The organism is Haladaptatus cibarius D43 (genome assembly GCF_000710615.1).
Classification (GTDB): domain Archaea; phylum Halobacteriota; class Halobacteria; order Halobacteriales; family Haladaptataceae; genus Haladaptatus; species Haladaptatus cibarius.
Window position 1 is genome coordinate 1,737,781 of record NZ_JDTH01000002.1, and the last position, 22,437, is coordinate 1,760,217.

Here is a 22,437-nt window from a genome sequence, read left to right on the forward strand (position 1 = left end):
ATGACTATGCCAACGGCAGAGACTGACGCGAAAGTAACTCGGTTGTTCGGTGGACCGGGAAGCGGTAAAACCACCGAACTCCTCGACCGAGTCGAGGACATCCTTTCGAAGGACGAGGTCACGGTAAACGACCTTCTCGTCGTCTCCTACACCCGTGCGGCGGCAAACGAGGTTCGAGAGCGACTCGCGGAACGACTGGACGTAGACCCTCGCTCGCTCCAAGGAAACGTCTGTACGATGCACGCGAAAGCCTACGAACTGCTCAATCTCTCTCGCGGCGACGTCGTCGGCGAGAAACAGAAAAAGGAATTTTGCGAGGATTTTGGGCTGGAGTACGAAGACGAGTACAGCGGCAAGGGTCGCAGGACGGCACGCTCCACGACGCTCGGAAACAAGATTATCGCAACTTCTCAGTGGCTTCAGCGAACCCGCCGCGACGTTGCCGACTGGTACGACGTTCCGTTTCAGTGGGACGTCGAGACGGTTCGACTGCCACCCGAAATCGACCCAAACTCGCAGGAAGGAAACAAATACACCCCGACATGGCCGAGCAGTGACGACCGATTCGACGTTCCAGAGGCCATTCGAGGCTGGCGGAAGTACAAAGGTGACGAAGGACTCGTCGGCTTCGCCGACATGCTCGAACGCGTCAAACAGCGTTCGCTTCTCCCCAGCGTCGATTATCTCGTTATCGACGAGTTTCAGGACATCACCCGACTCCAGTTCGACATCTACGAGGAGTGGAAACCCCACATGGAGAACGTCCTCATCGCGGGCGACGACGACCAGGTCGTCTACGCATGGCAGGGCGCAGACCCGAAACTGCTCCTGCAAGAGGGCGGCGAAGACGTTATTCTCGACACCTCCTACCGTCTCCCCTCCCGCGTTCTCAAAGTCGTCCAGCAGGAGGTAGACCACATCGACGAGCGACAGGAGAAAAACCTCAAACCACGGAAAGAGGGCGGCACCGTCGAGGCAGTCGAGAGTCCGTCGATGTTAGACCTCGTGCGAAACGTTCGGTACACGATAAGCGAGTTCGACGGCACCGCAATGGTGCTGTTCCGCGCCCGCTACCAGATGTTCCGGTTCATCGACGAGTTCATCGACGAGGGAATGCCGTTCCGCACCCTCACCGACCAGCGGATGTGGACGGATAGGCTGAACCAGTACGTCGATGCAGTCGAACAAATCGAGGAAGACGAACCAATCGACGGTCTGCAAGCGCGCAGACTCGCGGACATGCTCGCGGATTCCACGTTCGGTTCGAACGACCGCGACGAGATGTTCGACGCCATCGACGAGCGCAAGGAAGAGAAAGACGTGGACGACCTCACCGAACTGGAGTTCGACGGGGATTTCGTCCGGGACTTCGCGCCGTTCATGCCCGGCCCGGAATCGGCGTCCGACATGGTTCGGAAAGTAACTAGCTATCAGAAACGGTCGATGAACGCCTACTTCATGGGCAAATATCAAGGGATGGAGCGCGACCGCATCCGTATCGGTACCATCCACAGCGCGAAAGGTCGTGAAGCAGACCACGTGTTCGTCGCCACCGACTTGACCGAAAAAGTGGTCGAGCAGATGGCTGCGACCGTGGAAAACGACGGTATCGACCTTCCCGGCGTGGACGAATTTACGGCGAGTACTGACCCGGTTCCAGTCCTCACCGACAACGAACGCCGCGTCTTCTACGTCGGCATGAGTCGCGCCCGCGAGCGCCTTGTTCTTATGGAAAACCTCGTCAGCGGCGCGCCGACGCTCGAACTAGACGTGCTGTTGTTCAACGAACCGAACGAGCAGTCGGTTGACGACATCCTCGACCAAGAACTCGAAGCGCAGTAGGCGAGAACACAGAGTTCTCATTTCGTCTTTTCCGATACCCGTGCATTGATACCGTCAGCCGGTGGAATAGATTTGATGGCAACTTCCGAACAAGAAGCTCACTCCACTTACGACGAACTCGAAACCAGAATCAAGCGAATTGCCAACATCGGAAACGCGACGGGAATTCTCTACTGGGACCAGCAGACAAAGATGCCCGAAGAGGGTACACCAGCGCGCGCAAAACAACTTTCGGCGCTCCAGTCGATTACGCACGAACTGCTGACCGAGGAGCGAACCGGCGAGTTGTTAGACGAACTCGAAAGCGAAGAACTGGACGACGAGCAGTCGGCGGTCGTCCGCGAAATCCGGCGACAGTACGACCGGGCAATCGACGTTCCCAGCGACCTCGTCACGGAAATCGCCGAGACGAGTAGCGAGGCCCAACCGGCGTGGCAGGAAGCGAAAGCGGAAGACGAGTTCGAGACGTTCGAACCGTATCTCGACCGACTGCGCGAACTCCAAATCGAGCGAGCGGAGCACATCGACGCCAACAAAGACCCATACGAGGTCATGTTCGAGGACGGCGAACCGTACCTCCAACTGTCTACCGTCGAGCGAATTTTCGACGAACTCCGCGACGGATTGGTTCCGCTCATCGAAGACATTCAAGAGAACGGCGCGGACATCGCGGACGATGCTTTTTCGGGACGCTACGACACAGACACGCAGGAGGAAGTCGCGCGAGCGGCGCTCGACACACTCGACTACGACTGGAATCGCGGTCGTCTCGACACCGCGCCCCACCCGTTCATGTCGGGCACGCAGTTCGACGCTCGGGTGACGACGCGATACAACGAAAACGACCCAATCGGGTCGCTTACGGCGACGATTCACGAGTTCGGTCACGCGAGTTACCAACTCGGCCTGCGGGACGACGAGTACGGAACGCCGCTCGGCGATTCGCGGAGTTCGGGCATCCACGAATCCCAATCCCGGTTCTGGGAGAACCACGTCGGTCGGACGAAGGCGTTCTGGGAACTGTTCCTCCCGACGTTCAAAGACCACTTCCCGCAGGCTGACGACGTGACCGTGGCGGAGGCCTACGAAGCCGTCAATCAGGTATTCACGGACAACATGATTCGCGTGGAGGCCGACGAACTCACCTACCACATGCACATCATTCTGCGATCGGAAATCGAACAGGAGTTCGTCGGTGGCGAGTTGGACGTAGAGGAGATTCCGGCCCGCTGGAACGAACTCATGGACGACTACCTCGGCGTCGTCCCGGAAACCGACTCGGAAGGCTGTTTGCAGGACATTCACTGGACGAGTCGATTCGGCGGCTTCCAGAATTACACGGTCGGCAGTGTCTTCGCGGCCCAACTCTGGGCGACCATCGAAGAAGAAATCGACGACCCGATGGAGCGCATTCGAGAGGGCGACTTCGCCCCAATCCGCGACTGGTTGACCGAGAACATCCACCAGCAGGGGCAGACGTACACGACGGACGACCTCATCGAGGAAGCAACCGGCGAACCGCTCACCGCCGACTACTTCTTGGAGTACGTTGAGGAGAAGTACAGCGACATCTACGATTTGGACTAAGACGGCGTTTTGGCTGTAACTTCGATTGAGCGTTTGGATGTCCGTTTTTCGGAATCCGGCGAACGGATGTGTTCGGGGATTTCTCCGCTTAGGATTCGGTTGAGCGCAGTCGTTCCCGAAAAAATCCGACGAGACTACCGACGTACCCGGTTCCCCAAATTGCCACGATGAGCGCACCGACCGTATTGAATATCATGTCGGTAACGATGTCATCAACGCCATAAACAGTAATTAGCCCGCCAAGAGCGAACTCCAAAATCTCCCAAAAGATACCCATCGCGAGGACGAAAACGACGATGAATATCGTTCGAAACTCCGATGGAACGTCGATAGCATCGGAATGAAGTTCTAACGCGCGGAAAGACGCATAGCCAATTCCTGCGACAATCGTCGCCGAAACGGTGTGTGTCACCTCGTCGTACCACTGATATTGTGAATACAGGCTCAGTGAGCCAGCGGTGTGGAGAATCATCGCGATGGTAATCCAGAGAACGAGTCCTGCATCCATCGCATAGCCATACTCCCGGCGGAGGATTGCCGGAAAGAGTGTTACGCCAAGCGCAATACCCGAGGTTATGGTCATCGACAGTTGTCCCGTCGTCAATCCGAAGACGAGGAACCCAAACAACACTCCTTGCAGAACGCGTACGATGACTCGTTCCTGCGAATCCGACAGTCCCAGCGTGTCGGCTATCGTCATTCTGTTTCCGTATTCGATGAGTGGTTGACGGCTCCCACGGGTTCGAATCTCCCGAAGAACCAACAAAAGAATCCGCCGACTACGAATCCGACGACGGTGACGTGAACCATCTCGTTTTGCAGTTCGGTTTGCGAACGAAGAAACATCGTCTCAAACCACGAATCGGAAACGAACTGGGCGATAATCCAGAGTGCCTCTATCGCCATCGTAGTCAAAACTCCAAAGCCGACAACGAACCAACTACTCAGTTCGACGGCTGTAAACACGTCGATCTCGACGACGATAACGAATGCGAGCGCCGCGATTGCAAAATAACCTGCAATTTCAGGGTGTAATCCAGTCGCTAGAGCAACCACAGCGATAGCAGCGACGGACAGGACTGGCCACGAAATCAGTGCCGTCCAGTCGCGGGCTACCAGTGGTGGTAACGATGCCACGATGACGACGAATAGCGCGAAGCAGCCCCAAAGCATAACGTTCGTGAGGAAACTCGTGATTGCCCCGAGAATGACTGTTCCTATCATCGTCCACCCCACGATAGCATTCACTCGTTTGCTGGTAACGAGTCGGTCGAGCGCCATCATCCGTCCGTTTGAGGCAGTAGCAGTTAAAACTGTTATCTACCTGTAGCGGTTCAAGGGTAGAACGTCCGCACTGGTCTGCATTTTAGCCTCCAAAACGGGGGCGAGTATCGTCCTCTCAGTGAATCTACCGCGTCACTCTTTTTCGTCGTCGTCGGTTTTAGCAACGGTTCCGACCACTTTTTTCGCCGCACTGGCCGGAATGTCTTCGGGGGTCGTCAACCATTCGCGGAGGAACACCATCAGCACGGCGATGGCGACGAACGCCCCGCCGAGAAGCGTCTGTCCGGCGATGAGGCGTTCGATACCGAGGAGTCCGATGGGGAGCGCGAACACCAGCGTCGCCGCCAGACTCACGGTGTCGAGAATACCGAGTTTCATACCGCTTCTATCCAACGACCGATTAAAAGTGCGACGCCACGGCGCTGGGTCGGTACCACGACAACCCCGCACCGACACCGCGTTCCGGAACGGTTTTCAACCGTCCGGCGTCACAGTTCTGTTATGTTTACCGGAATCGTTGCGGAGGCTGGCGAGGTTCGTCGCGTCGAGGACGCGGAGGGCGGGCGACGACTGACAATTGCGGGGGACGAAGCCCTCGCGGATGTCGAACACGGCGCGAGTATCAGCGTAAACGGCGCGTGCCTGACCGTCGAGGAGTTCGACGCCGAAACGTTCGAGGTGTTTCTGGCCGAGGAAACACTTTCGAAAACGTATCTCGGTGAGGTACGAGAGGGCGACGTCGTCAATCTAGAGCGGGCACTGCGGGCGGACGCGCGACTGGATGGCCATTTCGTCCAAGGGCACGTCGATACGACGACAGAGGTCGTTGACGTTCGACAAGTCGGCGAGGATTGGGAGTACGAGTTTGTGATTCCGGACGGTTTCGGTCAGTACATCGTGAACAAGGGGTCGGTCGCGCTGGACGGCATCAGTCTCACAGTGGCCGAAAAAGGCGAGGACACGTTCACAGTGGCCATCATCCCGACGACGCGCGACGTGACGAACCTCTCCGACAAAGGCTCCGGCGACCCGGTTCACCTCGAAGTAGACGTGCTGGCGAAGTATGCAGAACAACTGCTGGCCGAATAGGGCTGGCGGAATAGGGCAGACGGAGCTACTTTCGGTCGTATCCGAACGGATCGTCGTCCCAAATCGAGTCGGTCTCGTCCGCTGAATCGTTCGAATCGTCGGTTTCGGCGGTGTTTAGTTCGCTGACCTCTGCACCGTCAACCATTTTCCTCTTTTCGCCCGTTCGTCCAGTTTCTGCGACTTGACTGCCCTCACCGACGCCGAAGGTTACCGAATCGTGGTGGCCCGTTTGTTCGTACAGGTCGCGGTAGCGGTCGAGTTTCCGATAGAGTAGATAGCCGAAAAAGCCGTCGTAGATGAAGACGAAGACGATGTAGGCCATCACGGGCGTGACTGATGGATACACTAACGACGCCAGACCGGGGACGAACCCGACCAACGTGTTGTACGTGGCGTGGATGACCGCCGCGATGAACAGACCCTTGACGACGATTGGCCCGGCGTTTTCGCGATTGAACTTCGCCAGTCCGAGGTAGTAGCCCGCGAAGGCAGAGTAGATGACGTGGCCCGGCCCGGCAAACAACCGAAAAACGGCGGTCTGCCCGGCTTGCAAGAGTGGGTCGGTGCCCGAGGAGTCAAGCACCCCCTGACTGATGTAGAGGGCGTTCTCGATGGTTGCAAAGCCTAGTCCGGCCATCGCGCCGTACACCGCACCGTCAATGACGGCGTCGAATCGGTCGCTCCGAAAGGCGAACAGGCGTACCGCGAGCAACTTCACGGTTTCCTCGATTGGCCCGACGACGATGTAGAAAAACAGCGCCGACCCGACGAGCGGAATCCACGAGAACAGCGGTTGCGTGTAGGAGTTGAAAATCGCCGCGAATCCGGCGAACAGCACGCCGAGGAGGAACGTTCCAACGAGGAGCGGGAGCGGTTCGGACATCGTCACGTCGGCGTGCCAGATGTAGGCCGCGAGGGCGAACGCGGGGACGACCGAAAGGAGAACGAACACTGCGACCCATGGGTTGGATGGGTCGGTTATCGCCGCGAGCCCTCCGAGTGCGAACTGCACGAGGAGAATCGCAATTGCGAGGAGAATAATGAATGCCCGCGCCGAGGCGACGAGTAGTCCGTAGAATTTCGTGGCGAACCAGTCCAAACGCGACCGTTCTTCCCACGTCGCAATGTCGTACAAATCGACCGAGTCGTCGGTTCCGCGAGCGACAGGGTCACGATTCTCGTCCATGGCGGGAGTTCGCACGGGCAGAGAGTAAATCGTTCGGCAAGTAAACCTTAAACACCTTATATGAAATTATATACCATAAACAAATGTAGGGTTGCGTTTATTAGGGAGGACTGTCGATTCGTGACACACGATGACACCCACGAGTCACAGCCGAGGAATTATGTACTCGGCACCGCCGAAAGAATCGACACGGAAAGACACACGAGAAGAGAATAGCGAGGCAGTAGATGCCGAAGAAGTAGAGGTCGAGGACGACAGATGGGTGGATGAACAAATCACACCCGGCACCGACACGAACTGGACGGGTGCCATCCCCGCAGACGACTGAAGCAGACGGTTCCAGACCGACGACTGCGACACCGCCGACATCACGACGACCGACCTCGTCACGCTGAAAACCCCTGCACACCAACCGGGAGGTATGACTCCCCAGCGCGACACGCTCGCCTCCCGCGCGACACTCGCTTTCAGCGTGACAACCATCCGAACGCAGACCGCCCGAACACCAACCACCCCCCGTTTTTCCGAACACCACCGATGAGTTTCGACAGTCGAATCCGCGTTCGCGGTATCTACACCACCGCACTCACACACCTGCTCGTCGACGATTTCGACGTAGTGCAAGCTTCGCCACCAATCCAGCGACGGTTCGATTCCAAGTTCGAAACCGGCGAATACGACGCGACGGTCGAAACGACCGACGACCGGCAGGGAATCGGTCTGTTCGGCGATCAGGATACAGTGAAAACAGTGGGCGATCGACTGGCGGAAATCGGCATCGACACCTTCCACTGGGACGACCCGACCCCCCGCGGCGCGCTGTTCGACGGCGTCGTCAGCGAAACCCTCGGAAGCGGTGCGGTCGTGAGCCTCGGCAAACGAGACGGCTTTCTTCCCTTCCGGAAAATCGACCGCAGAATCGACGAAGGCGATCACGTTCGCGTGCAGGTTCACACCCCTGCACCGCCGTGGTCGCGCGACAGACCCCTGCTCGGAACCGACGTACAGGTGTTCGGCGGCGTGGCAAGTCTCTCGAAAGGCGTGAACCGCGTCGTCGCCAGCGCGCCCGACGACGCCAGCAGGCGCGAACTCGCGCGAACGACCGAGATGCTCCCGACCGACGTACCCGATGAATGGGGCGTTCGATGGGAGTACGGCGCGAACGAGGCCGAAATCGGGGAGATGGATGCCGCGCTTTCCGATGCGGTCGAACGCGCCGAAGACATCGACGGCGCGCTCAGAGAATCCGCGGATTCTTCGAGCGACACAGACGTGCCTCAGACGATTGCGGAACCCGATTCTACTGCATGGCTCTGGTTCGGCCGAGAATCCCGGTTCGAACTGGACGAGTTCCGACGGGAAGTCACGACGACCTTGCCCGGCCACCACCGAATCAAGGCCGCGGACGATGCCGCGAGCGGGGCGGTCGATTTCGCGGAAGACCTCTACGAACCCGGCGACGAGGTTCCCATCGGGGCGACCCTCCGGCAGTTCGGCCCGGAAGAGGACGGCGAAGTCTTCATCGACCACGGGAAGCCGGACGGCCGGTGTTTCTCGCTCGGGAAGGGCGACGTGGCGGAGCGCGACCCAGAGTCCGGCAAGTATACCATTCGCCGGAAGATGCAGGGGTCGGGAACCTACGACGCCATCGGCACCGACCGCGAGGCGGGCGACGTGGCAATCACCAAATTCCGCGAAGGTCGTTGGTGGTACCCCACGGCCTACCGGAGCGAGGACGGCGAGTCGAAAGGTACCTACGTCAACGTCTGCACGCCCGTCGAACTGTTCCCGCGTTCCGTGCGCTACGTGGATTTACACGTCGATGTCGTAAAGCGCCCCGACGGAAGCGTAGAGCGAGTCGATGACGACGAACTGGATTCGGCGGTCGAAGCGGGCCATATTTCGGCGAACCTGGCCGACAAAGCGCGGAGCGTTGCGGCGAGCGTGGAGAAAGTACTCGGAAAATAGCGACGGGAACAAATCACAGTAATCGGTATTCGACATGGCTACGGAGCACACTCTCCGCGAGTGAAGAACGCAGTGACGAACGAGCGGGCCAAGCGACGACCATCGGGAGGAGCGCAGTGTTTTTGGTTCAGATTTTTCCAGAGAGCGCGGCGTCGCCGCGCGAACGCAGAAGATGGGTCAGAAGTGTTCTTGGTCGGACGGCGTGTTTAGCTTTCCACCGCGGCCCCCCTCGCTTCGGTCGATTCCCATGACGCTCTCGGCTTGGTCGTTTTTCCACTGACTGGTTCCGTCGTCGGCGATTCGAACAGTTACGTCGTTCACTTCCTCGAACTCTTTGAGAAGTTCGACTTCGATGTTCTGGGACGTGATGGGTGTGATGGAACAGCCGCTACAGGCCCCGCCGAGTTCGATGACGACCTCGCCGTCGTCCGGGTCGGCTTTTCGAACTGCGCTCGTTCCGCCGTGCATTTGGATAATGGGCATTTGGGCGGTCAGCCAGCGTTCGACCCGCGATTTGAGGTTTGACTTCGTGGCTTCCGTCTCGCTGGACTTGCTCATTGGATATTCTTTGGTGCTGGAGGTACGGTAAACTTGGGGTTCTCGTTCGGGGCGCGAAAGGGGTAAAACTCACTCCCGATTTCGAAGCCGTTTCCACGCCGCCAGTCCGAGCACCGAAACCCCGGCGACCCCGAAGCCGAATCCGGGTTGCTCCGAGGTCGTCCGCGACTCGTCTTTGGCCGTGCCACCGCCACCGGAAGTCAGGCTTGGCGGATTCTCCTGTTGTCCGGCACGGTTCGGGAATGTGTAGAGCGCCCCCTTTCCGTTGCCGTCCATACCCATGCTTCCGCCGATGAAAAAGTCATCCGAGACGTGCTGACTCGTCCAGAACGCCGTTTGTTCGGGGTCGCGCCACCAAACCAGTTCCTCGGGATTCGCGGGGTCGCTGATGTCGAACAGTTTCACGCCGCCCTGATACCACGAGGTGTAGAGTCGGTCGCCGACGATGTCGAAGTTGTGCGAGGTCGTCCACTGGCCCGAAATCGCACTGCCCCCGGTGCAATCGTGGCATTTTCCGTGGGCCGAGGCGGTTCCGACCGGGGAGAGCGAGGACAGTTGCGGCAGTGAGAACTGCTGGAACAAGGATGGCCCTTGCAAATCGTAGGTCGGGTCGGCCGATTCCGGTGCCGAAATTTCGGCCAACTGCTCGGGATTTTGAGAGTTGGACAGATCCCACAGGGAAATTCCACCGGGGCCGCCCGAACTACCGTCGCCCGTCGCCCACGCTTCCTTGTTGACGACGACCAGCGACCCGTCCTCGTTGGCCGCGACGTAGTGGTCGTTTCCGGGCAGGCCGATGATGGCGTCGTTTTCCTCCCCGTCGGGAATCGAAGCGAGGTCGTCCAGCGGTTCGCCGCCGAAATGCGCGATGTGGGAGGGCTGGTTCGGATTCGACACGTCCACGAGCCACGTTCCGGCGTCCCACTGCGCGAGGTACGCCGTACCGTCCTGCACCCACACGTCGTGGAGCGACCGAACCCACGAATCGACCTTCGACCAATCAGAGTTGTAGTCGAGCATCGACCAGCGACCGACTTCCGTCGGCGAGTCGTTCGACGTATCGACCATGACGAGCGGATTTCCATCCCCGTCGTTGGCCGTGAGATACGCGACTCCGTCCACGTACATCGCGTTGTGAATCGGATAGTCGGTTTCGTGGAAAGCCACTCGATTTGGATTCGCGGGGTCACTCACGTCGAACAGGAGGACTCCGTGAACGACATCGCTGGCGGGATTCGCTGGCCCAACGACGAGCAGACGGTCGCCGTCGATTTTCGCGTCCCAGATTTCGGACATCGGGCCGTCGTCCCTCTCTTCGAGCAAACCACGTCGCTCCGCCAGCACCGTCGGATTCGCGGGGTCACTAATGTCCACCGTGGCGAAGCCGTCCGTCGCGGCGACGAACGCGGTCTTGCCGTCGTCCGAAACGACTGCTTCTTTTGCTTGTTCGACGGCCACGGTGCCAAGCGGCCGGTACGGGTCTTGTGAGTCTTGTGCAGTGACGCCCCCGGACGCGAGCAAAGCCGCGGTTCCGCCCCCCATGGCGGCAGTACGGAGGAACTCTCGCCGTCGCATAACCGACTAATCGGGTGCGAGAGAAATAAAAGCGCGGGTGACGGAGCTGGATCGAAAATGAACCGATTCAGTTCGGTGCCAGTGACTCGTCGCCGGTTCCCTCGGTCAGCGCGCTCGCAACCGCGCCTTTCAGCACGATTTCGTCGCCGAGCGTGGTCAACTGCACGTCCGGCACGTTGTTGAGCAGTCCGTCTTCGATTCGCTTACGAATCGGGTCGAGAACCAGTTCTTCGTTGTTGAGCGCGACTGCACCGCCGAGGTAGACGACGATTGGCGCATACGCCTGCACGACGTTGGTCACGCCGACCGTGTTCCAGTGTGCAACCTGTTCGATGACGTGGTCTGCGAAGGCGTCCAGTCCGGCGTTCTCGAACACGTCCTTGGCCGAGAAATCCGGGTCTTCGAGAGGAAGGGACGTTTCGACGCCACCGTCCTCTTCTGCCAACATTCGGGCGAACTTCGGAATGTTGTTCCCAGAACAGTAGGCTTCCCAGTGGCCGTCGTGGCCACAGCCACAGGTTCGTCTTCCCTGCGGGTCAACGACCATGTGACCGACTTCGCCCGCGTTGCCGTCCCATCCCGTGAGGACGTTGCCGTCAACCGTGACGCCAGCGCCGATACCGCTCGAAATCGTGATGTACACCATGTCGTCGGGGTTGCGGTCGCTGTAAAACCGCTGTCCGATGACGCCCGCGTTGGTGTCGTTGTGGAGGAACACTCGGTCGCTGTGGATGAGATTGCCGACCGGCCCGGTCAACGGGATTCGGTCGATGGTGTCCGGTAAGTTTGCCGGATTCGTCACCGCACCCTCCGCGAGGTCGAGTGGGCCGATACTGCCGATGCCCGCCGCGCGAATCTCGGCAGGGTCGATACTCGCATCGGCACACGCTTCACGCAAACATTCGAGTACCGCTTCGGTGACCGCGATGCCAGTTGAACCCCCCGGCGTGCCGCGGTCGTACACGCTGATGACGTTGCCATCTTCGTCCGCGACCGCTGCTCTGACGTTCGTCGCCCCGAGGTCTACACCCGCGTAGTAGGCCATTCAGATGAACAGAAGACGTCCGACCCATTTAACTACAGGCATTTACTCGCGGGTGAGTTTCATCCGACCGACTAACACTAACCCCGTTGAGAACGTTATGTGATGTCATGGCTAGTGACATTCCCGAACTCACCGACGACGAAGAAACTGCGTTGCACGAACTCGAACTGGGTATCGAAGGGCTACGAAAGGCACACGGCTATCTCGTCCACTTTCATCACGCGACGGGTCGGGCGATGAACCACCTCCAGGCCGCCGAGTCGAACCTCCGCGAGGCGGGCCACGACGAATTTGCCGACCACATCCGGGACGAAATCCTTCCCAGTGGCGTCCTCGGTGATGACAGATGGACGTACGAACTGCTCGAAACGTTCGAAGAAGAGTTTTTCGAGGACGTGTTAGCGTTCGAGCAGGCGGTCTGCGAGAGCGTCGCGGAGGGCGAACGCCACGTCAAAGAGCGCCGACAACAGCGCAGATGGCGAAAACGGGCGAGGGACTGATTCGGTACTTCGATACTCAGTCGTCTCGCACGAACGTCACGGGGCACGGTGCCGACAGCATCACTTCCTGTGCGGTGCTTCCGAACACCGCTTTTCCGGTCGGCGAGCGTTTTCGTCCACCGACGAAAACGCCGTCCGCGTTCACGTCCTCTGCGAGTTTCACGATGGTTTCGCCGTGTTCGCCGATTGCGCCGCGAACGGAGTAGCCGATGTCTTCTCTGTCCAGCGCGGACGAAAGCGAGCGAATCGTCGCGTGGCGCGCCGCCACCTCGTCCGAGTTCGGTTGCCCGGACGGGTCGTAGTCGAGTTGGTCGATTACGTCGTCGAACTCGTCGTCGGTGAATACGTGTGCGAGGACAACCGTCGCGCCTGTTGGCCCTGCCACGTCAGCCACGGCGGATGCGAGTTTTCCTGTCCGGTCTGCGTCGCCCGGCCCAACGGCGAGCAGAATCGTCTCAATTGCCATGGTATTAGCTCTTCGTGCAGAATCTTAAAACTGCGGGGGTTAACTCGGAATCGAAGAAACTGAGACGCCAAGATAGTTGCTTCTCCTCCACGAAGAAGCCACCATGATTTCACCGGAGTTGGACGGCAGAGTCACACTGGTCACTGGAAGTTCGAAGGGCGTCGGAAAGGAACTCCTGCTGTCGCTTGCTGACTGCGGGGCCGACGTGGCGGTTCACTACCGCTCCAGCGAGGAAGAAGCACGCGAAGTCGCCGAGGAAGCCCGAAATCGCGGTTGCACCGCGATTTCGGTGCAGGGAGACGTGACCGACCCGGACAGCGTGGACGAACTGTTTGCGACCATCGAAGACGAACTCGGAGCCGTTGACGTACTGGTGAACAACGTCGGCCCGTTCGCACCCGACCACTGGGAAGACATCTCGTTTGAAACGTGGAATCTGGTGTTGCAGGGGAACGTCAACGGCACCTACCTTTGCTCGAAGCGAGCGCTCCCGGGCATGCGCGACAATGAATTCGGACGAATCGTCAACGTGGGCTACGCCAGTTCGGAGAAGGGCCTCATCAGTCCGAAAAACGCGCCGTACTTCATGGCCAAGGCTGGCGTCCTGATGTTCACCCGCATGCTCGCGGCAGACACGCAAGACGATGGTATCACCGTCAACGCCGTGTCACCCTACGTCGTAGAGAACTCGGACGTGTTTCCCGACGACTTGCCTCGTGGCCGCCCCGCGAAATTCGAGGATATGGCTCAAGCAGTGCGATTCTTTCTGGACGAGGACAGCGACTACTTGAGCGGCGTGAACGTGGAAGTCGATGGCGGCTGGTTGCCGGAAACAGTCTAACACTGATTCCACTTCGCTCTATCTGATTTCGTCTAATTCCCTTCCAACGCGTCGATGGCGATTGCCCCGGCGACGAGCGCAGTTTTCGGCACCGAACCCGTATCGTGGATTCGAATGTCGTACCGATCGCGGAGCGAAAAGTGCCCCTCGATTTCGCCTATCGAATCGCCATCGGGAGACGTAATCGAGTATTTGTGCGGGAGGAACGAGAGGAAATCGATGAGCGAGCGCAGTGCTTCGAGAACCGCACTGCGGGAGTCGACTTCCGCGATTTCGGTTCCGTTGGGTTGCTTGATTGTCCAACGGTGGTGGAAGAACGTGAAGTTCTTGTTGAGGATTAAGAGCGGTTCGTCCGAACCCTCCTCGGTCAAGACGTAATCGCCCGCCACGTCGAGGATGTTCTTCGCTTTTACGCGGAAGACGACGTTCCCGTCGGCGTCGTAAAACGGGAACTCCTCTTTCATCTTGAACATCTTCTGTTTCGACTTCAGGACGAGGTCACCGGCGGAATCGTACACCTTGTACTTGTTCCGGAAGTAGCTCTGTTCGACCGTGTACTCGTCGTCATCGAGGACGACGCCGCCGATGCTTCGCTCCTGAAATGGGTCTTCCATTGTCAATCGGTTGTAACTGTCTGCTATTTAAATTTGAGGTTGAACGTTCGATTACAGTTCGAGAATTACTTGCCGCCGTCTGCCTGTGCATCTGCGCTTTCGGGGCCTTCACCAGCATCTTCGACTCCTTCGACCTCGGCACGTCGCCGAATCGCACGCTCGATGAACTCCTGCGGGAGCGATTCGATTTCCCCGGCCTGCACCCGCCAGAGGTTGGCGTACAGTCCGTCGAGGGCAAGTAGGTCGTCGTGGGTGCCGCGCTCGACAATCTCACCATCGTCCAACACTGCGATTTCGTCGGCATCCTTGATGGTCGAAAGTCGGTGGGCGATTGCAAAGGTCGTCTTTTCCCGGACGAGTCGGCCCAAACTGCGCTGGATGAGCGCCTCGGTTTCGGTATCGACGTGGCTCGTGGCTTCATCGAGGACGAGGATAGCGGGGTTCTTGAGAATCGTCCGCGCGATGGAGAGGCGCTGGCGCTGGCCGCCCGAGAGTTTCATGCCGCGCTCGCCGACCATCGTGTCGTAGCCCTCCGGAAGATTGACGATGAACTCGTGTGCCTCTGCGGATTTTGCGGCGGAGATGATTTCCTCCTCGCTCGCGTCGAACGTACCGTAAGCGATGTTCTCCTTTACCGACCCGTAGAACAGGAAGGGCTCTTGGCTGACGTAGCCGATGGACCGACGAAGGCTTCGCAGGTTCACGTCACGAATATCCGTGCCGTCAATTCTGATTTCCCCGTTATCAACGTCGTACATCCGGAGGAAGAGTTTCAGAACGGTGGATTTCCCCGCTCCAGTCGGCCCGACGAGCGCAATCGTGTCGCCACGTTCAGCCCGCAAATCGACGTTCGAAATGACGGTTTCGTCGTCGTAGCCAAAGCTCACATCGTCGTACTCCACCGCTCCGTCAGGCACGTCTAAATCCGGTGCATCCGCGCTCTCGTCCAGCGTGCCGCGTTCGTTCATCAGGTCGAAAACGCGGACGCTCGACGCCTTCGCGCGCTGGTAGATGTTGATGATTTGGCCGAATTGGGCCATCGGCCAGATGAACTGCTGACTTAGCACGATGAAGGTGACGAACTCGCCGGGTTCGAGGGTTCCCGAAAACGGGCCGGGCGGCCCGGAGAGAAGCCAAAACCCGCCGACGGAGAACGTGATTGCGAAGCCGATTCCGGTGAGGAGGCTCAGTCCGGGGAAGAACGTAATCCGCGTTCTGATGGCGTCCCAGTTGGCGTCGTAGTAGTCCCGCGAGGCGTCCTCGACGCGGTCGGATTCGTACTCCTCCGCCGTCTCGGTTTTGATAACGCGAACCCCGCCGAGGTTGTTTTCCAGTCGTGAATTGAGCGCGCCGACGCTGGCCCGCATGACGGCGTATTTCGGCTGGATGATTCTGACGAACAGATAGGTAAACAGCGCCAACAGCGGCACCGGCAGGAGCGCGACCAGCGCGAGTGCCGGATTCAGCCAAAACAGGAGGAACCCGATTCCGGCCACCATCACGACGATTCGGAGCGCCGAACTCATTCCGTCGTTCAGGAACGTCTCCAACTGGTTCACGTCGTTGTTCAGAATCGACATCAACTCGCCCGTTTGCTTGTCGTCGAAAAAGCCCATATCGAGCAACTGCATCCTGTCGTAGGTGTCCACCCGAAGCGCGTGCTGGACGCCCTGCGCGAAGCGATTCCAGCCCCAGCCTTCCAGCCACGAGAAGGTTGCACCGATGAAGAACGACAGCGCGATGATGGCGATGGAGAGCCACAACTGCCCGGTCGAAGTTTGCGGAATCCACTCTGCGGGGAACAGGGGAAGGTGAAACTCACGCTGATTCAGGAATATCGCGTCGATGGCGAGGCCGAGGATGAACGGCGGGAGCAGGCCGGACAAACGCGAGAGCATCGTGGCGACGATGCCGAGAGCGAACTCGTGGACGTGGCCTTTGCCGTACTCGGCGTACAGTCGCCACATGGCGTTTTGGGTTGGTTTGCGAGGATTAGGGAGTTTGCTGGAGAGGCTGAATGGAATCACCTAAGTCGAAGATTCTAGGTGCTCAGTGGGTTTGTGTGTTTCAGTAGGTAGTATCTTATGAAACAGTTGGAAGAGCGAGTAATTTTGGATGCCTACTCCGAACAATCACTGATCTAATAATTTTAACAGAAGGTTGACAGTATGTAGTACTGAGTAGGCGTAGCTCTCATCTATTTCATCAATGAATCTGTGGCTCACTGGATTTCTTAATGCCTGAAATGCCCCTCGATATAAGAACATTATCCCTTCTTTCTCGCCCTCCGTTTGACCAATTGTAATGTCTCCGTTTTTGGGATGGAAAGCCTCGGTAGCCAACTTTGAGCCAATTATGTCTTGGTTGAGGTTCCCTTCTTGTCGTATCCTTTCTTCAAGAATTATAAATGCCTCCCGGACAGTACCTTGATAATGTCCATTTTCGTACTGAAGAAGACACTTCTCTACCAGTTCAGCGTCTAAGCTTTGTTCATTAACTGGTGGAAAGATGGATATATCAATGGAGGATGGTTCAAGATTACACACTTCCATTAATAGACTATCTAATTCATAATATTTCTCGCTTCTACCGTCCTTATATTCCATAAGCCAGCACGTATTATTTGCTTTTCCCTTGTGAGAGTGAAAAATATCATCAGCAGGGATATCCGAATCACATCGTCGAACTTCAAAATCATCTGTACCAAGATTTTTAAAAGATTTTTCAATTACTAATAATTTCACAGAATCGTACTGAATCGTGAAGCTATCTCCTGTTTCAGAGTAGAGTGTGAGAGTGACCTGTTCCATTTATACAACCATTTCTTACTTCACTCATATATGCGTTCGTGGTTTATAATATTGTGAACTAGAGCTATAATCAAGTTTGGCGGATATATTGCAGTTCTATGCAAGTATTATCCATTTTCACTTTCACTCCGCTTTCATCTGCAACCGACAGGCATACCCTCATTCAGTCGCTGTCTGAGGATAGATGAGCAAGGACTACATCGAAGTGCGGGGGGCCGAGGAGCACAACCTCAAAGACCTCGACGTACGGATTCCGCGCGAGGAGTTCAACGTCGTCACCGGCCTATCTGGGTCGGGCAAGTCCTCGCTCGCCTTCGAGACGGTGTACGCTGAGGGACAGCGACGATACATCGAGAGCCTGTCGGCCTACGCCCGGAACTTCCTCGGACAGATGGACAAACCGCAGGTCGAGAACGTCGAAGGCTTGTCGCCCGCCATCTCAATCGACCAGAAGAACGCGGCGAACAACCCGCGTTCGACGGTCGGAACCGTGACCGAACTGCACGACTACCTGCGACTACTCTACGCCCGCGTAGGGACGCCCCACTGCCCGCAGTGTGGGCAGGAAGTCGGCGAGCAGAGCGCCCAGAACATGGTTCGGCGGGTGCTAGACTTGCCGGAGGGCACGAAGGCGAAAATCGCCGCGCCGGTCGTCCGCGACCAAAAAGGCGCGTTCGCGGACTTGTTCGACGACCTCGTTTCGGACGGCTACTCCCGCGTCGAAGTGGACGGCGAGGAGTTCGACCTGACGCTCGACAAACCCGAACTCGACAAAAACTACGATCACACAATCGACGTTATCGTGGACAGGGTGAAAGTCAGCGAGGAAGCGCGCTCGCGCATCACCGACAGCGTGGAAACCGCGCTGGAGGAAGCCGAGGGCATGATGAAACTCATCGTGCCGAATCCACCGGAAGACGTGGATTTGGGTTCGGAGTCACGCTCGACTGGCGATCTGGCTGGTGAGGGCGATTCTCGACTCGCGGTGGAGTTCTCCGAAGACCTCGCCTGCACGAACTGCGGCATCGACTTCCGCGAAATCGAGACGCGCAGTTTTTCGTTCAACAGTCCACATGGCGCGTGTCCCGAGTGTGAGGGAATCGGCGAGACGAAAGAAGTTGACGAGGGCCTCGTCGTCCAAGACCCGAGCAAGCAGTTGAAACACGTCTTCGAACCGTGGGGCTACCAGCGGACGTACTATCGACGACAACTGGATTCCGTGGCCCGGCACTTCGACGTGAAGTTGACGACACCGTTCGAAGAGTTGGACGAGGACATTCAGGACGCCTTCCTCTACGGAACTAACGAGGACGTGCTGTTCAAATGGGACACGAAAAACGGCACTCGCCGGAAAGAAGAACCGTTCGAGGGCGTGATGAACAACCTCGAACGTCGCTACGTCGAAACCGACAGCGACCGGGCGCGAAAGCACATCGAGGACTACATGGCGGTGACGGAGTGTCCCGCCTGTGACGGCACGCGACTGCGACCACAGAGTCGGTCGGTGTACGTCAATGGCACGTCGATTTCACAGGTCAACCGGATGTCCATCGGGGACGCACTGGTTCACTTCGAGAATCTCGAAGCGAATCTAACAGACCGCCAGAACCGCATCGCCGAGGAGATTTTGAAGGAGATTCGCGCCCGTCTGGGGTTCATGGAGGAAGTCGGCCTGCAGTACCTCACGCTCGACCGTGAAGCCTCAACGCTTTCGGGCGGGGAAAGCCAGCGGATTCGGCTTGCGACACAAATCGGCTCCGGACTAGTCGGCGTGCTGTACGTGCTTGACGAACCGTCGATTGGACTCCACCAGCGCGACAACGACCGCCTGCTGAACACGCTCTGTGAACTCCGTGATTTGGGCAACACCCTCATCGTGGTGGAACACGACGAGGAGACGATGCGCCGCGCGGACAACGTCATCGACATGGGGCCCGGCCCGGGAAGACGCGGCGGCGAAGTCGTCGTTCAGGGCGACGTGGACGAGGTGATGGCCCACGACGAGAGCATCACGGGCGACTATCTTGCCGGACGCGAAGAGATACCAGTGCCTGACGAGCGTCGAGAACACGACACGCACGTCACGATTCGCGGTGCCCGCCAACACAACCTGAAAAACCTCGACGTGGACATTCCGGTCGGGACGTTTACGGCCATCACGGGCGTTTCGGGGTCTGGTAAGTCCACACTGATGCACGACATCCTGTACAAGGGATTGGCCCGCGAGATGAACGACAACACGTCCGTCGACCCCGGCGAACACGACGCCATCGATGGGATGGACGATATCGAGAAAGTGCGACTCATCGACCAGTCGCCAATCGGCAGAACCCCGCGGTCGAATCCAGCGACCTACACCGGCGTCTTCGACTACGTCCGCGAAGCGTTCGCGGAGACGAAACTCGCCAAACAGCGCGGCTACGAGAAGGGTCGCTTCTCGTTCAACGTGAAAGGCGGACGCTGTGAGGAGTGTGGCGGACAGGGAACCGTGAAAATCGAGATGAACTTCCTGTCGGACGTGTACGTCCCGTGTGAGGAGTGCGAAGGCGCACGCTACAACGACGAAACGCTGGACGTGACCTATCGCGGCAAGACGATTGCCGAAGTCCTCGACATGTCCGTCGAGGATGCCCACGACTTCTTCGAACACGATTCGCGGGTTCGGCGCAGGCTGAAACTGCTGAAGGATGTGGGACTCGACTACATGAAACTCGGTCAACCGTCCACGACGCTGTCGGGCGGCGAAGCCCAACGCGTCAAACTCGCCGAGGAACTCGGCAAGAAATCGACCGGTGACACGCTCTATCTGCTCGACGAACCGACGACTGGCCTCCACCACGAAGACGAGCGAAAACTCATCTCGGTGCTCCAGCGACTCACCGAGAAGGGCAACAGCATCGTCGTCATCGAACACGAATTAGACCTCGTAAAGAACGCAGACCACGTCATCGACCTCGGCCCGGAAGGTGGCGAGAAGGGCGGCGAAATCGTCGCCACGGGAACGCCCGAAGAAGTTGCGCGAAACGACGATTCGTACACCGGGCAGTATCTCCGCGATAAACTCCCCGCCGTCGAACTCGATGGTCCGCGTGCCGACAGACCTGCACCTGCCGCGATGGACGATTGAGAACCGTTGGAGAGGCGTTCTCTCCGGTGGAACGCCGGGCTTACCGCGAAGAATCGCATGCCTAAACCCAGTTATTCTAATTAATTTGAAAATTACCACCAGCTAAGCACTGGATAACAAAGTGTCGTCCGCGGTAATCTCGCACCTGTGTTACGTCCGGGTGGCAATGGTATAACGAAACAACGGATTGCGGGTCACTGGTGGCATGAGTTCGACTGATGGAACCCCACAAGAACTGTCCGAAGACCTCATCTTCGACGTTCTGAAAAATCGACGGCGACGGTACACGCTTCACTACCTCAAGCAGCAGGGCCGCCCGGTGGAACTCAGCGAGCTCGCCGAACAGGTGGCGGCGTGGGAGAACGACACAACCGTCGAGGGGCTTTCGGCGAACGAACGAAAATCAGTGTACACTTCGCTCTACCAGACCCATCTGCCAAAGCTCTCGGACGCGGGAATCGTGGAGTACAACCAGAGCAGGGGCGTCGTCGAACTGTCGGCCAACGCCGCCCAGTTGGAAGGCTATCTCCGCCCGCAGGACGAATTTCCGTGGATTCGGTACTACCTCGGACTCGCAATCGTCAGCGCAGTTCTCGTCCTCGCAGACTTTCTCGGTATTCCGCCGTTTACCGCCATTCCGGACGAAATCTGGGGCGTCATCATCGTCGCCGCGTTCGCGCTCTCGGCACTGGTTCATTATTTGCGGCGGCGGCAACTCGGAACCGGGGAACGGCCGCCCTCTGCCCGGTAACGATGGCCGTACCGATGCTTGCCGACTGCATCGCTACTGCCTGAAACGAGAAAGAAGGTATTTGAATCGGCGGACAGTAGGCGGGTATAATGTACGATTTCGTGGTGGTCGGTGCAGGTCCCGCCGGGTCGCGATTCGCGCGACAGGCAGTCCGTGCGGGGCACGATGTCCTCGTCCTCGAACGAGGACAGGTGGGGACGCCACTCGCCTGCTCCGGCCACGTGAGCACCGACATCTGGGAGTTTACCCCGGACGGTGCGCGTGACCACCTCCTCCAGAACGAAGTTTACGGCGCGCGATTCCACGTCGATGGCCCTCGTTCTCCGGAACATCCGTTTTACAAAGACGAAGTCATCTCGAACGTTATCGACCGCGTCGGACTCGATAAGACCCTCGCCCGCGCCGCGGAGGATGCGGGTGCCGACCTGCGCGAAAATCATAGCGTCACCGACGTGGACGAACACGGAAAGCACGTGGACGTGACGGCGAACACCCCCGACGGAGCCGAAACCTTCCGCGGAAAGATGGTCGTTGGCTGTGACGGCCCGGTTTCACGAGTTCGACGGGAACTCGGCCTCCCGGAACCGAAAGAGAAGCTACAGGGCGTCCTCGGATTCGCGCCGAAAGCCCACAGCGGCAATTTCGTGGACGTGCATCTCACCGCGCCGAAATTCTTCGCGTGGCGCATCCCCCGCGGCGATGCTGGCGTGGAGTTCGGACTGGCCGCCCCGCCGGGTTCGACCCCCAGCGCCCGCGCCCTGTTCGACCGGTTCACCGCCGAATACAGCGCCGAAACAGACGAGTTCTGCGCCGGAATGATTCCTATCGGCCCGCCAGCGAGGGTTTCGGCCCATCGCGGATTCCTCATCGGCGACGCCGCCGCGCAGACGAAACCGTTCACCGGGGGTGGCATCCTCTACGGGATGACTTCCGCAGACCACGCCGTTCGAACCATCGACCCCGACGACCCCGGAACGCTTTCCCACTACGAGCGCGCGTGGCGCAACGAGTTGAAAAACGAGATTCGACTGGGTCACTGGGTTCGTCGGGCGTACTCCCTACCGAAGTCGGTGCAGACCGCCGGACTCAGGTCGATGGCTGGCGAAATCGGGGTTCACATGGACAGACCGAGTTCCTTCTTCTCGGCTGAAAATCTCAAGACGCTCCTCAAAAAAACGTAGTGTCAAAAGCCGG

Annotated in this window: 21 protein-coding genes; 10 read left to right on the top strand and 11 right to left on the bottom strand. The window is 58.4% G+C overall.

The annotated features are described in order from the left end of the window. Both HL45_RS14255 and HL45_RS14260 read left to right on the top strand, forming a co-directional pair. A complete protein-coding gene (locus tag HL45_RS14255; RefSeq protein WP_049971720.1) occupies nucleotides 1-1,842 on the top strand; it encodes a UvrD-helicase domain-containing protein in 1,842 nt (613 codons plus the stop codon). Nucleotides 1,843-1,917: 75 nt separating this feature from the next. Next, a complete protein-coding gene (locus tag HL45_RS14260) occupies nucleotides 1,918-3,429 on the top strand; it encodes a carboxypeptidase M32 (RefSeq protein WP_049971721.1) in 1,512 nt (503 codons plus the stop codon). Nucleotides 3,430-3,517: 88 nt separating this feature from the next. Here HL45_RS14260 and HL45_RS14265 read toward each other — a convergent pair whose 3' ends face one another. From HL45_RS14265 to HL45_RS14275, 3 genes are all read right to left on the bottom strand, one after another. Continuing rightward, a complete protein-coding gene (locus HL45_RS14265) occupies nucleotides 3,518-4,129 on the bottom strand; it encodes a hypothetical protein (RefSeq protein ID WP_049971722.1) in 612 nt (203 codons plus the stop codon). Next, nucleotides 4,126-4,713 (bottom strand): hypothetical protein, encoded by a 588-nt coding sequence (locus HL45_RS14270; RefSeq protein ID WP_211250858.1) that lies wholly within the window; start codon nucleotides 4,711-4,713, stop codon nucleotides 4,126-4,128. Before HL45_RS14270 ends, HL45_RS14265 begins: the two co-directional genes overlap by 4 nt. 132 nt (nucleotides 4,714-4,845) lie before the next feature. Continuing rightward, nucleotides 4,846-5,091 (bottom strand): DUF7533 family protein, encoded by a 246-nt coding sequence (locus HL45_RS14275; protein ID WP_049971723.1) that lies wholly within the window; start codon nucleotides 5,089-5,091, stop codon nucleotides 4,846-4,848. A gap of 123 nt (nucleotides 5,092-5,214) precedes the next feature. Between HL45_RS14275 and HL45_RS14280 the strand changes: the two genes are divergently transcribed. Continuing rightward, complete coding sequence (locus tag HL45_RS14280; protein WP_049971725.1) at nucleotides 5,215-5,802, top strand: riboflavin synthase; 588 nt, start codon at nucleotides 5,215-5,217, stop codon at nucleotides 5,800-5,802. Between the two features lie 25 nt (nucleotides 5,803-5,827). On the opposite strand, the gene HL45_RS14285 is transcribed toward HL45_RS14280, so the two are convergent. Next, the gene (locus HL45_RS14285; RefSeq protein ID WP_049971726.1) at nucleotides 5,828-6,988 is read right to left on the bottom strand and encodes a PrsW family intramembrane metalloprotease; all 1,161 of its coding nucleotides are present in this window, start codon (nucleotides 6,986-6,988) and stop codon (nucleotides 5,828-5,830) included. A gap of 160 nt (nucleotides 6,989-7,148) precedes the next feature. Between HL45_RS14285 and HL45_RS20895 the strand changes: the two genes are divergently transcribed. Together HL45_RS20895 and HL45_RS14290 are read left to right on the top strand one after the other, a co-directional pair. Further along, the gene (locus tag HL45_RS20895) at nucleotides 7,149-7,316 is read left to right on the top strand and encodes a hypothetical protein (RefSeq protein ID WP_158413704.1); all 168 of its coding nucleotides are present in this window, start codon (nucleotides 7,149-7,151) and stop codon (nucleotides 7,314-7,316) included. A gap of 209 nt (nucleotides 7,317-7,525) precedes the next feature. Next, nucleotides 7,526-8,956 (top strand): DUF402 domain-containing protein, encoded by a 1,431-nt coding sequence (locus tag HL45_RS14290; RefSeq protein ID WP_049971727.1) that lies wholly within the window; start codon nucleotides 7,526-7,528, stop codon nucleotides 8,954-8,956. Between the two features lie 177 nt (nucleotides 8,957-9,133). On the opposite strand, the gene HL45_RS20485 is transcribed toward HL45_RS14290, so the two are convergent. The 3 genes from HL45_RS20485 to HL45_RS14305 all read right to left on the bottom strand — a co-directional run bounded on the left by HL45_RS20485 (nucleotide 9,134) and on the right by HL45_RS14305 (nucleotide 12,134). Next, on the bottom strand, nucleotides 9,134-9,514 hold the full coding sequence (locus tag HL45_RS20485) for a NifU family protein (RefSeq protein WP_049971728.1): 381 nt from the start codon (nucleotides 9,512-9,514) through the stop codon (nucleotides 9,134-9,136). A 69-nt stretch (nucleotides 9,515-9,583) separates the two neighbouring features. Beyond that, entirely contained in the window at nucleotides 9,584-11,089 is a 1,506-nt protein-coding gene (locus HL45_RS14300; RefSeq protein WP_049971729.1) for an LVIVD repeat-containing protein, read from the bottom strand. Nucleotides 11,090-11,156: 67 nt separating this feature from the next. Next, on the bottom strand, nucleotides 11,157-12,134 hold the full coding sequence (locus HL45_RS14305) for an ROK family protein (protein WP_049971730.1): 978 nt from the start codon (nucleotides 12,132-12,134) through the stop codon (nucleotides 11,157-11,159). Nucleotides 12,135-12,241: 107 nt separating this feature from the next. Between HL45_RS14305 and HL45_RS14310 the strand changes: the two genes are divergently transcribed. Continuing rightward, nucleotides 12,242-12,634, top strand: coding sequence for a hypothetical protein (locus HL45_RS14310; protein ID WP_049971731.1), 393 nt, complete (start codon nucleotides 12,242-12,244; stop codon nucleotides 12,632-12,634). Between the two features lie 16 nt (nucleotides 12,635-12,650). On the opposite strand, the gene HL45_RS14315 is transcribed toward HL45_RS14310, so the two are convergent. After that, a complete protein-coding gene (locus HL45_RS14315; RefSeq protein WP_049971732.1) occupies nucleotides 12,651-13,100 on the bottom strand; it encodes a universal stress protein in 450 nt (149 codons plus the stop codon). Nucleotides 13,101-13,203: 103 nt separating this feature from the next. Between HL45_RS14315 and HL45_RS14320 the strand changes: the two genes are divergently transcribed. Beyond that, on the top strand, nucleotides 13,204-13,941 hold the full coding sequence (locus HL45_RS14320) for an SDR family NAD(P)-dependent oxidoreductase (RefSeq protein ID WP_049971733.1): 738 nt from the start codon (nucleotides 13,204-13,206) through the stop codon (nucleotides 13,939-13,941). A 32-nt stretch (nucleotides 13,942-13,973) separates the two neighbouring features. Here the strand turns inward: HL45_RS14320 and HL45_RS14325 are convergent, their stop codons facing one another. The 3 genes from HL45_RS14325 to HL45_RS14335 all read right to left on the bottom strand — a co-directional run bounded on the left by HL45_RS14325 (nucleotide 13,974) and on the right by HL45_RS14335 (nucleotide 17,365). Continuing rightward, entirely contained in the window at nucleotides 13,974-14,555 is a 582-nt protein-coding gene (locus HL45_RS14325) for an LURP-one-related/scramblase family protein (RefSeq protein WP_049971734.1), read from the bottom strand. A 65-nt stretch (nucleotides 14,556-14,620) separates the two neighbouring features. Further along, nucleotides 14,621-16,522 carry an ABC transporter ATP-binding protein gene (locus HL45_RS14330; protein WP_084156939.1) on the bottom strand — a complete coding sequence of 634 codons (1,902 nt, stop codon included), beginning with the start codon at nucleotides 16,520-16,522 and terminating at the stop codon, nucleotides 14,621-14,623. Nucleotides 16,523-16,687: 165 nt separating this feature from the next. After that, a complete protein-coding gene (locus HL45_RS14335) occupies nucleotides 16,688-17,365 on the bottom strand; it encodes a TIGR02391 family protein (protein ID WP_049971736.1) in 678 nt (225 codons plus the stop codon). Between the two features lie 184 nt (nucleotides 17,366-17,549). Between HL45_RS14335 and uvrA the strand changes: the two genes are divergently transcribed. From uvrA to HL45_RS14350, 3 genes are all read left to right on the top strand, one after another. Then, on the top strand, nucleotides 17,550-20,492 hold the full coding sequence (uvrA, locus tag HL45_RS14340) for an excinuclease ABC subunit UvrA (protein ID WP_049971737.1): 2,943 nt from the start codon (nucleotides 17,550-17,552) through the stop codon (nucleotides 20,490-20,492). Nucleotides 20,493-20,697: 205 nt separating this feature from the next. After that, nucleotides 20,698-21,243, top strand: coding sequence for a DUF7344 domain-containing protein (locus HL45_RS14345; protein ID WP_049971738.1), 546 nt, complete (start codon nucleotides 20,698-20,700; stop codon nucleotides 21,241-21,243). A gap of 89 nt (nucleotides 21,244-21,332) precedes the next feature. After that, the gene (locus tag HL45_RS14350) at nucleotides 21,333-22,424 is read left to right on the top strand and encodes a geranylgeranyl reductase family protein (protein WP_049971739.1); all 1,092 of its coding nucleotides are present in this window, start codon (nucleotides 21,333-21,335) and stop codon (nucleotides 22,422-22,424) included. Nucleotides 22,425-22,437: the final 13 nt, after the last annotated feature.

Coding starts and splice junctions, on each gene's coding strand:
- HL45_RS14255 (WP_049971720.1), top strand. CDS start 1: ATGACTATGCCAACGGCAGAGACTGACGCGAAAGTAACTCGGTTGTTC.
- HL45_RS14260 (WP_049971721.1), top strand. CDS start 1,918: ATGGCAACTTCCGAACAAGAAGCTCACTCCACTTACGACGAACTCGAA.
- HL45_RS14265 (WP_049971722.1), bottom strand. CDS start 4,129: ATGACGATAGCCGACACGCTGGGACTGTCGGATTCGCAGGAACGAGTC.
- HL45_RS14270 (WP_211250858.1), bottom strand. CDS start 4,713: ATGATGGCGCTCGACCGACTCGTTACCAGCAAACGAGTGAATGCTATC.
- HL45_RS14275 (WP_049971723.1), bottom strand. CDS start 5,091: ATGAAACTCGGTATTCTCGACACCGTGAGTCTGGCGGCGACGCTGGTG.
- HL45_RS14280 (WP_049971725.1), top strand. CDS start 5,215: ATGTTTACCGGAATCGTTGCGGAGGCTGGCGAGGTTCGTCGCGTCGAG.
- HL45_RS14285 (WP_049971726.1), bottom strand. CDS start 6,988: ATGGACGAGAATCGTGACCCTGTCGCTCGCGGAACCGACGACTCGGTC.
- HL45_RS20895 (WP_158413704.1), top strand. CDS start 7,149: ATGTACTCGGCACCGCCGAAAGAATCGACACGGAAAGACACACGAGAA.
- HL45_RS14290 (WP_049971727.1), top strand. CDS start 7,526: ATGAGTTTCGACAGTCGAATCCGCGTTCGCGGTATCTACACCACCGCA.
- HL45_RS20485 (WP_049971728.1), bottom strand. CDS start 9,514: ATGAGCAAGTCCAGCGAGACGGAAGCCACGAAGTCAAACCTCAAATCG.
- HL45_RS14300 (WP_049971729.1), bottom strand. CDS start 11,089: ATGCGACGGCGAGAGTTCCTCCGTACTGCCGCCATGGGGGGCGGAACC.
- HL45_RS14305 (WP_049971730.1), bottom strand. CDS start 12,134: ATGGCCTACTACGCGGGTGTAGACCTCGGGGCGACGAACGTCAGAGCA.
- HL45_RS14310 (WP_049971731.1), top strand. CDS start 12,242: ATGGCTAGTGACATTCCCGAACTCACCGACGACGAAGAAACTGCGTTG.
- HL45_RS14315 (WP_049971732.1), bottom strand. CDS start 13,100: ATGGCAATTGAGACGATTCTGCTCGCCGTTGGGCCGGGCGACGCAGAC.
- HL45_RS14320 (WP_049971733.1), top strand. CDS start 13,204: ATGATTTCACCGGAGTTGGACGGCAGAGTCACACTGGTCACTGGAAGT.
- HL45_RS14325 (WP_049971734.1), bottom strand. CDS start 14,555: ATGGAAGACCCATTTCAGGAGCGAAGCATCGGCGGCGTCGTCCTCGAT.
- HL45_RS14330 (WP_084156939.1), bottom strand. CDS start 16,522: ATGTGGCGACTGTACGCCGAGTACGGCAAAGGCCACGTCCACGAGTTC.
- HL45_RS14335 (WP_049971736.1), bottom strand. CDS start 17,365: ATGGAACAGGTCACTCTCACACTCTACTCTGAAACAGGAGATAGCTTC.
- uvrA (WP_049971737.1), top strand. CDS start 17,550: ATGAGCAAGGACTACATCGAAGTGCGGGGGGCCGAGGAGCACAACCTC.
- HL45_RS14345 (WP_049971738.1), top strand. CDS start 20,698: ATGAGTTCGACTGATGGAACCCCACAAGAACTGTCCGAAGACCTCATC.
- HL45_RS14350 (WP_049971739.1), top strand. CDS start 21,333: ATGTACGATTTCGTGGTGGTCGGTGCAGGTCCCGCCGGGTCGCGATTC.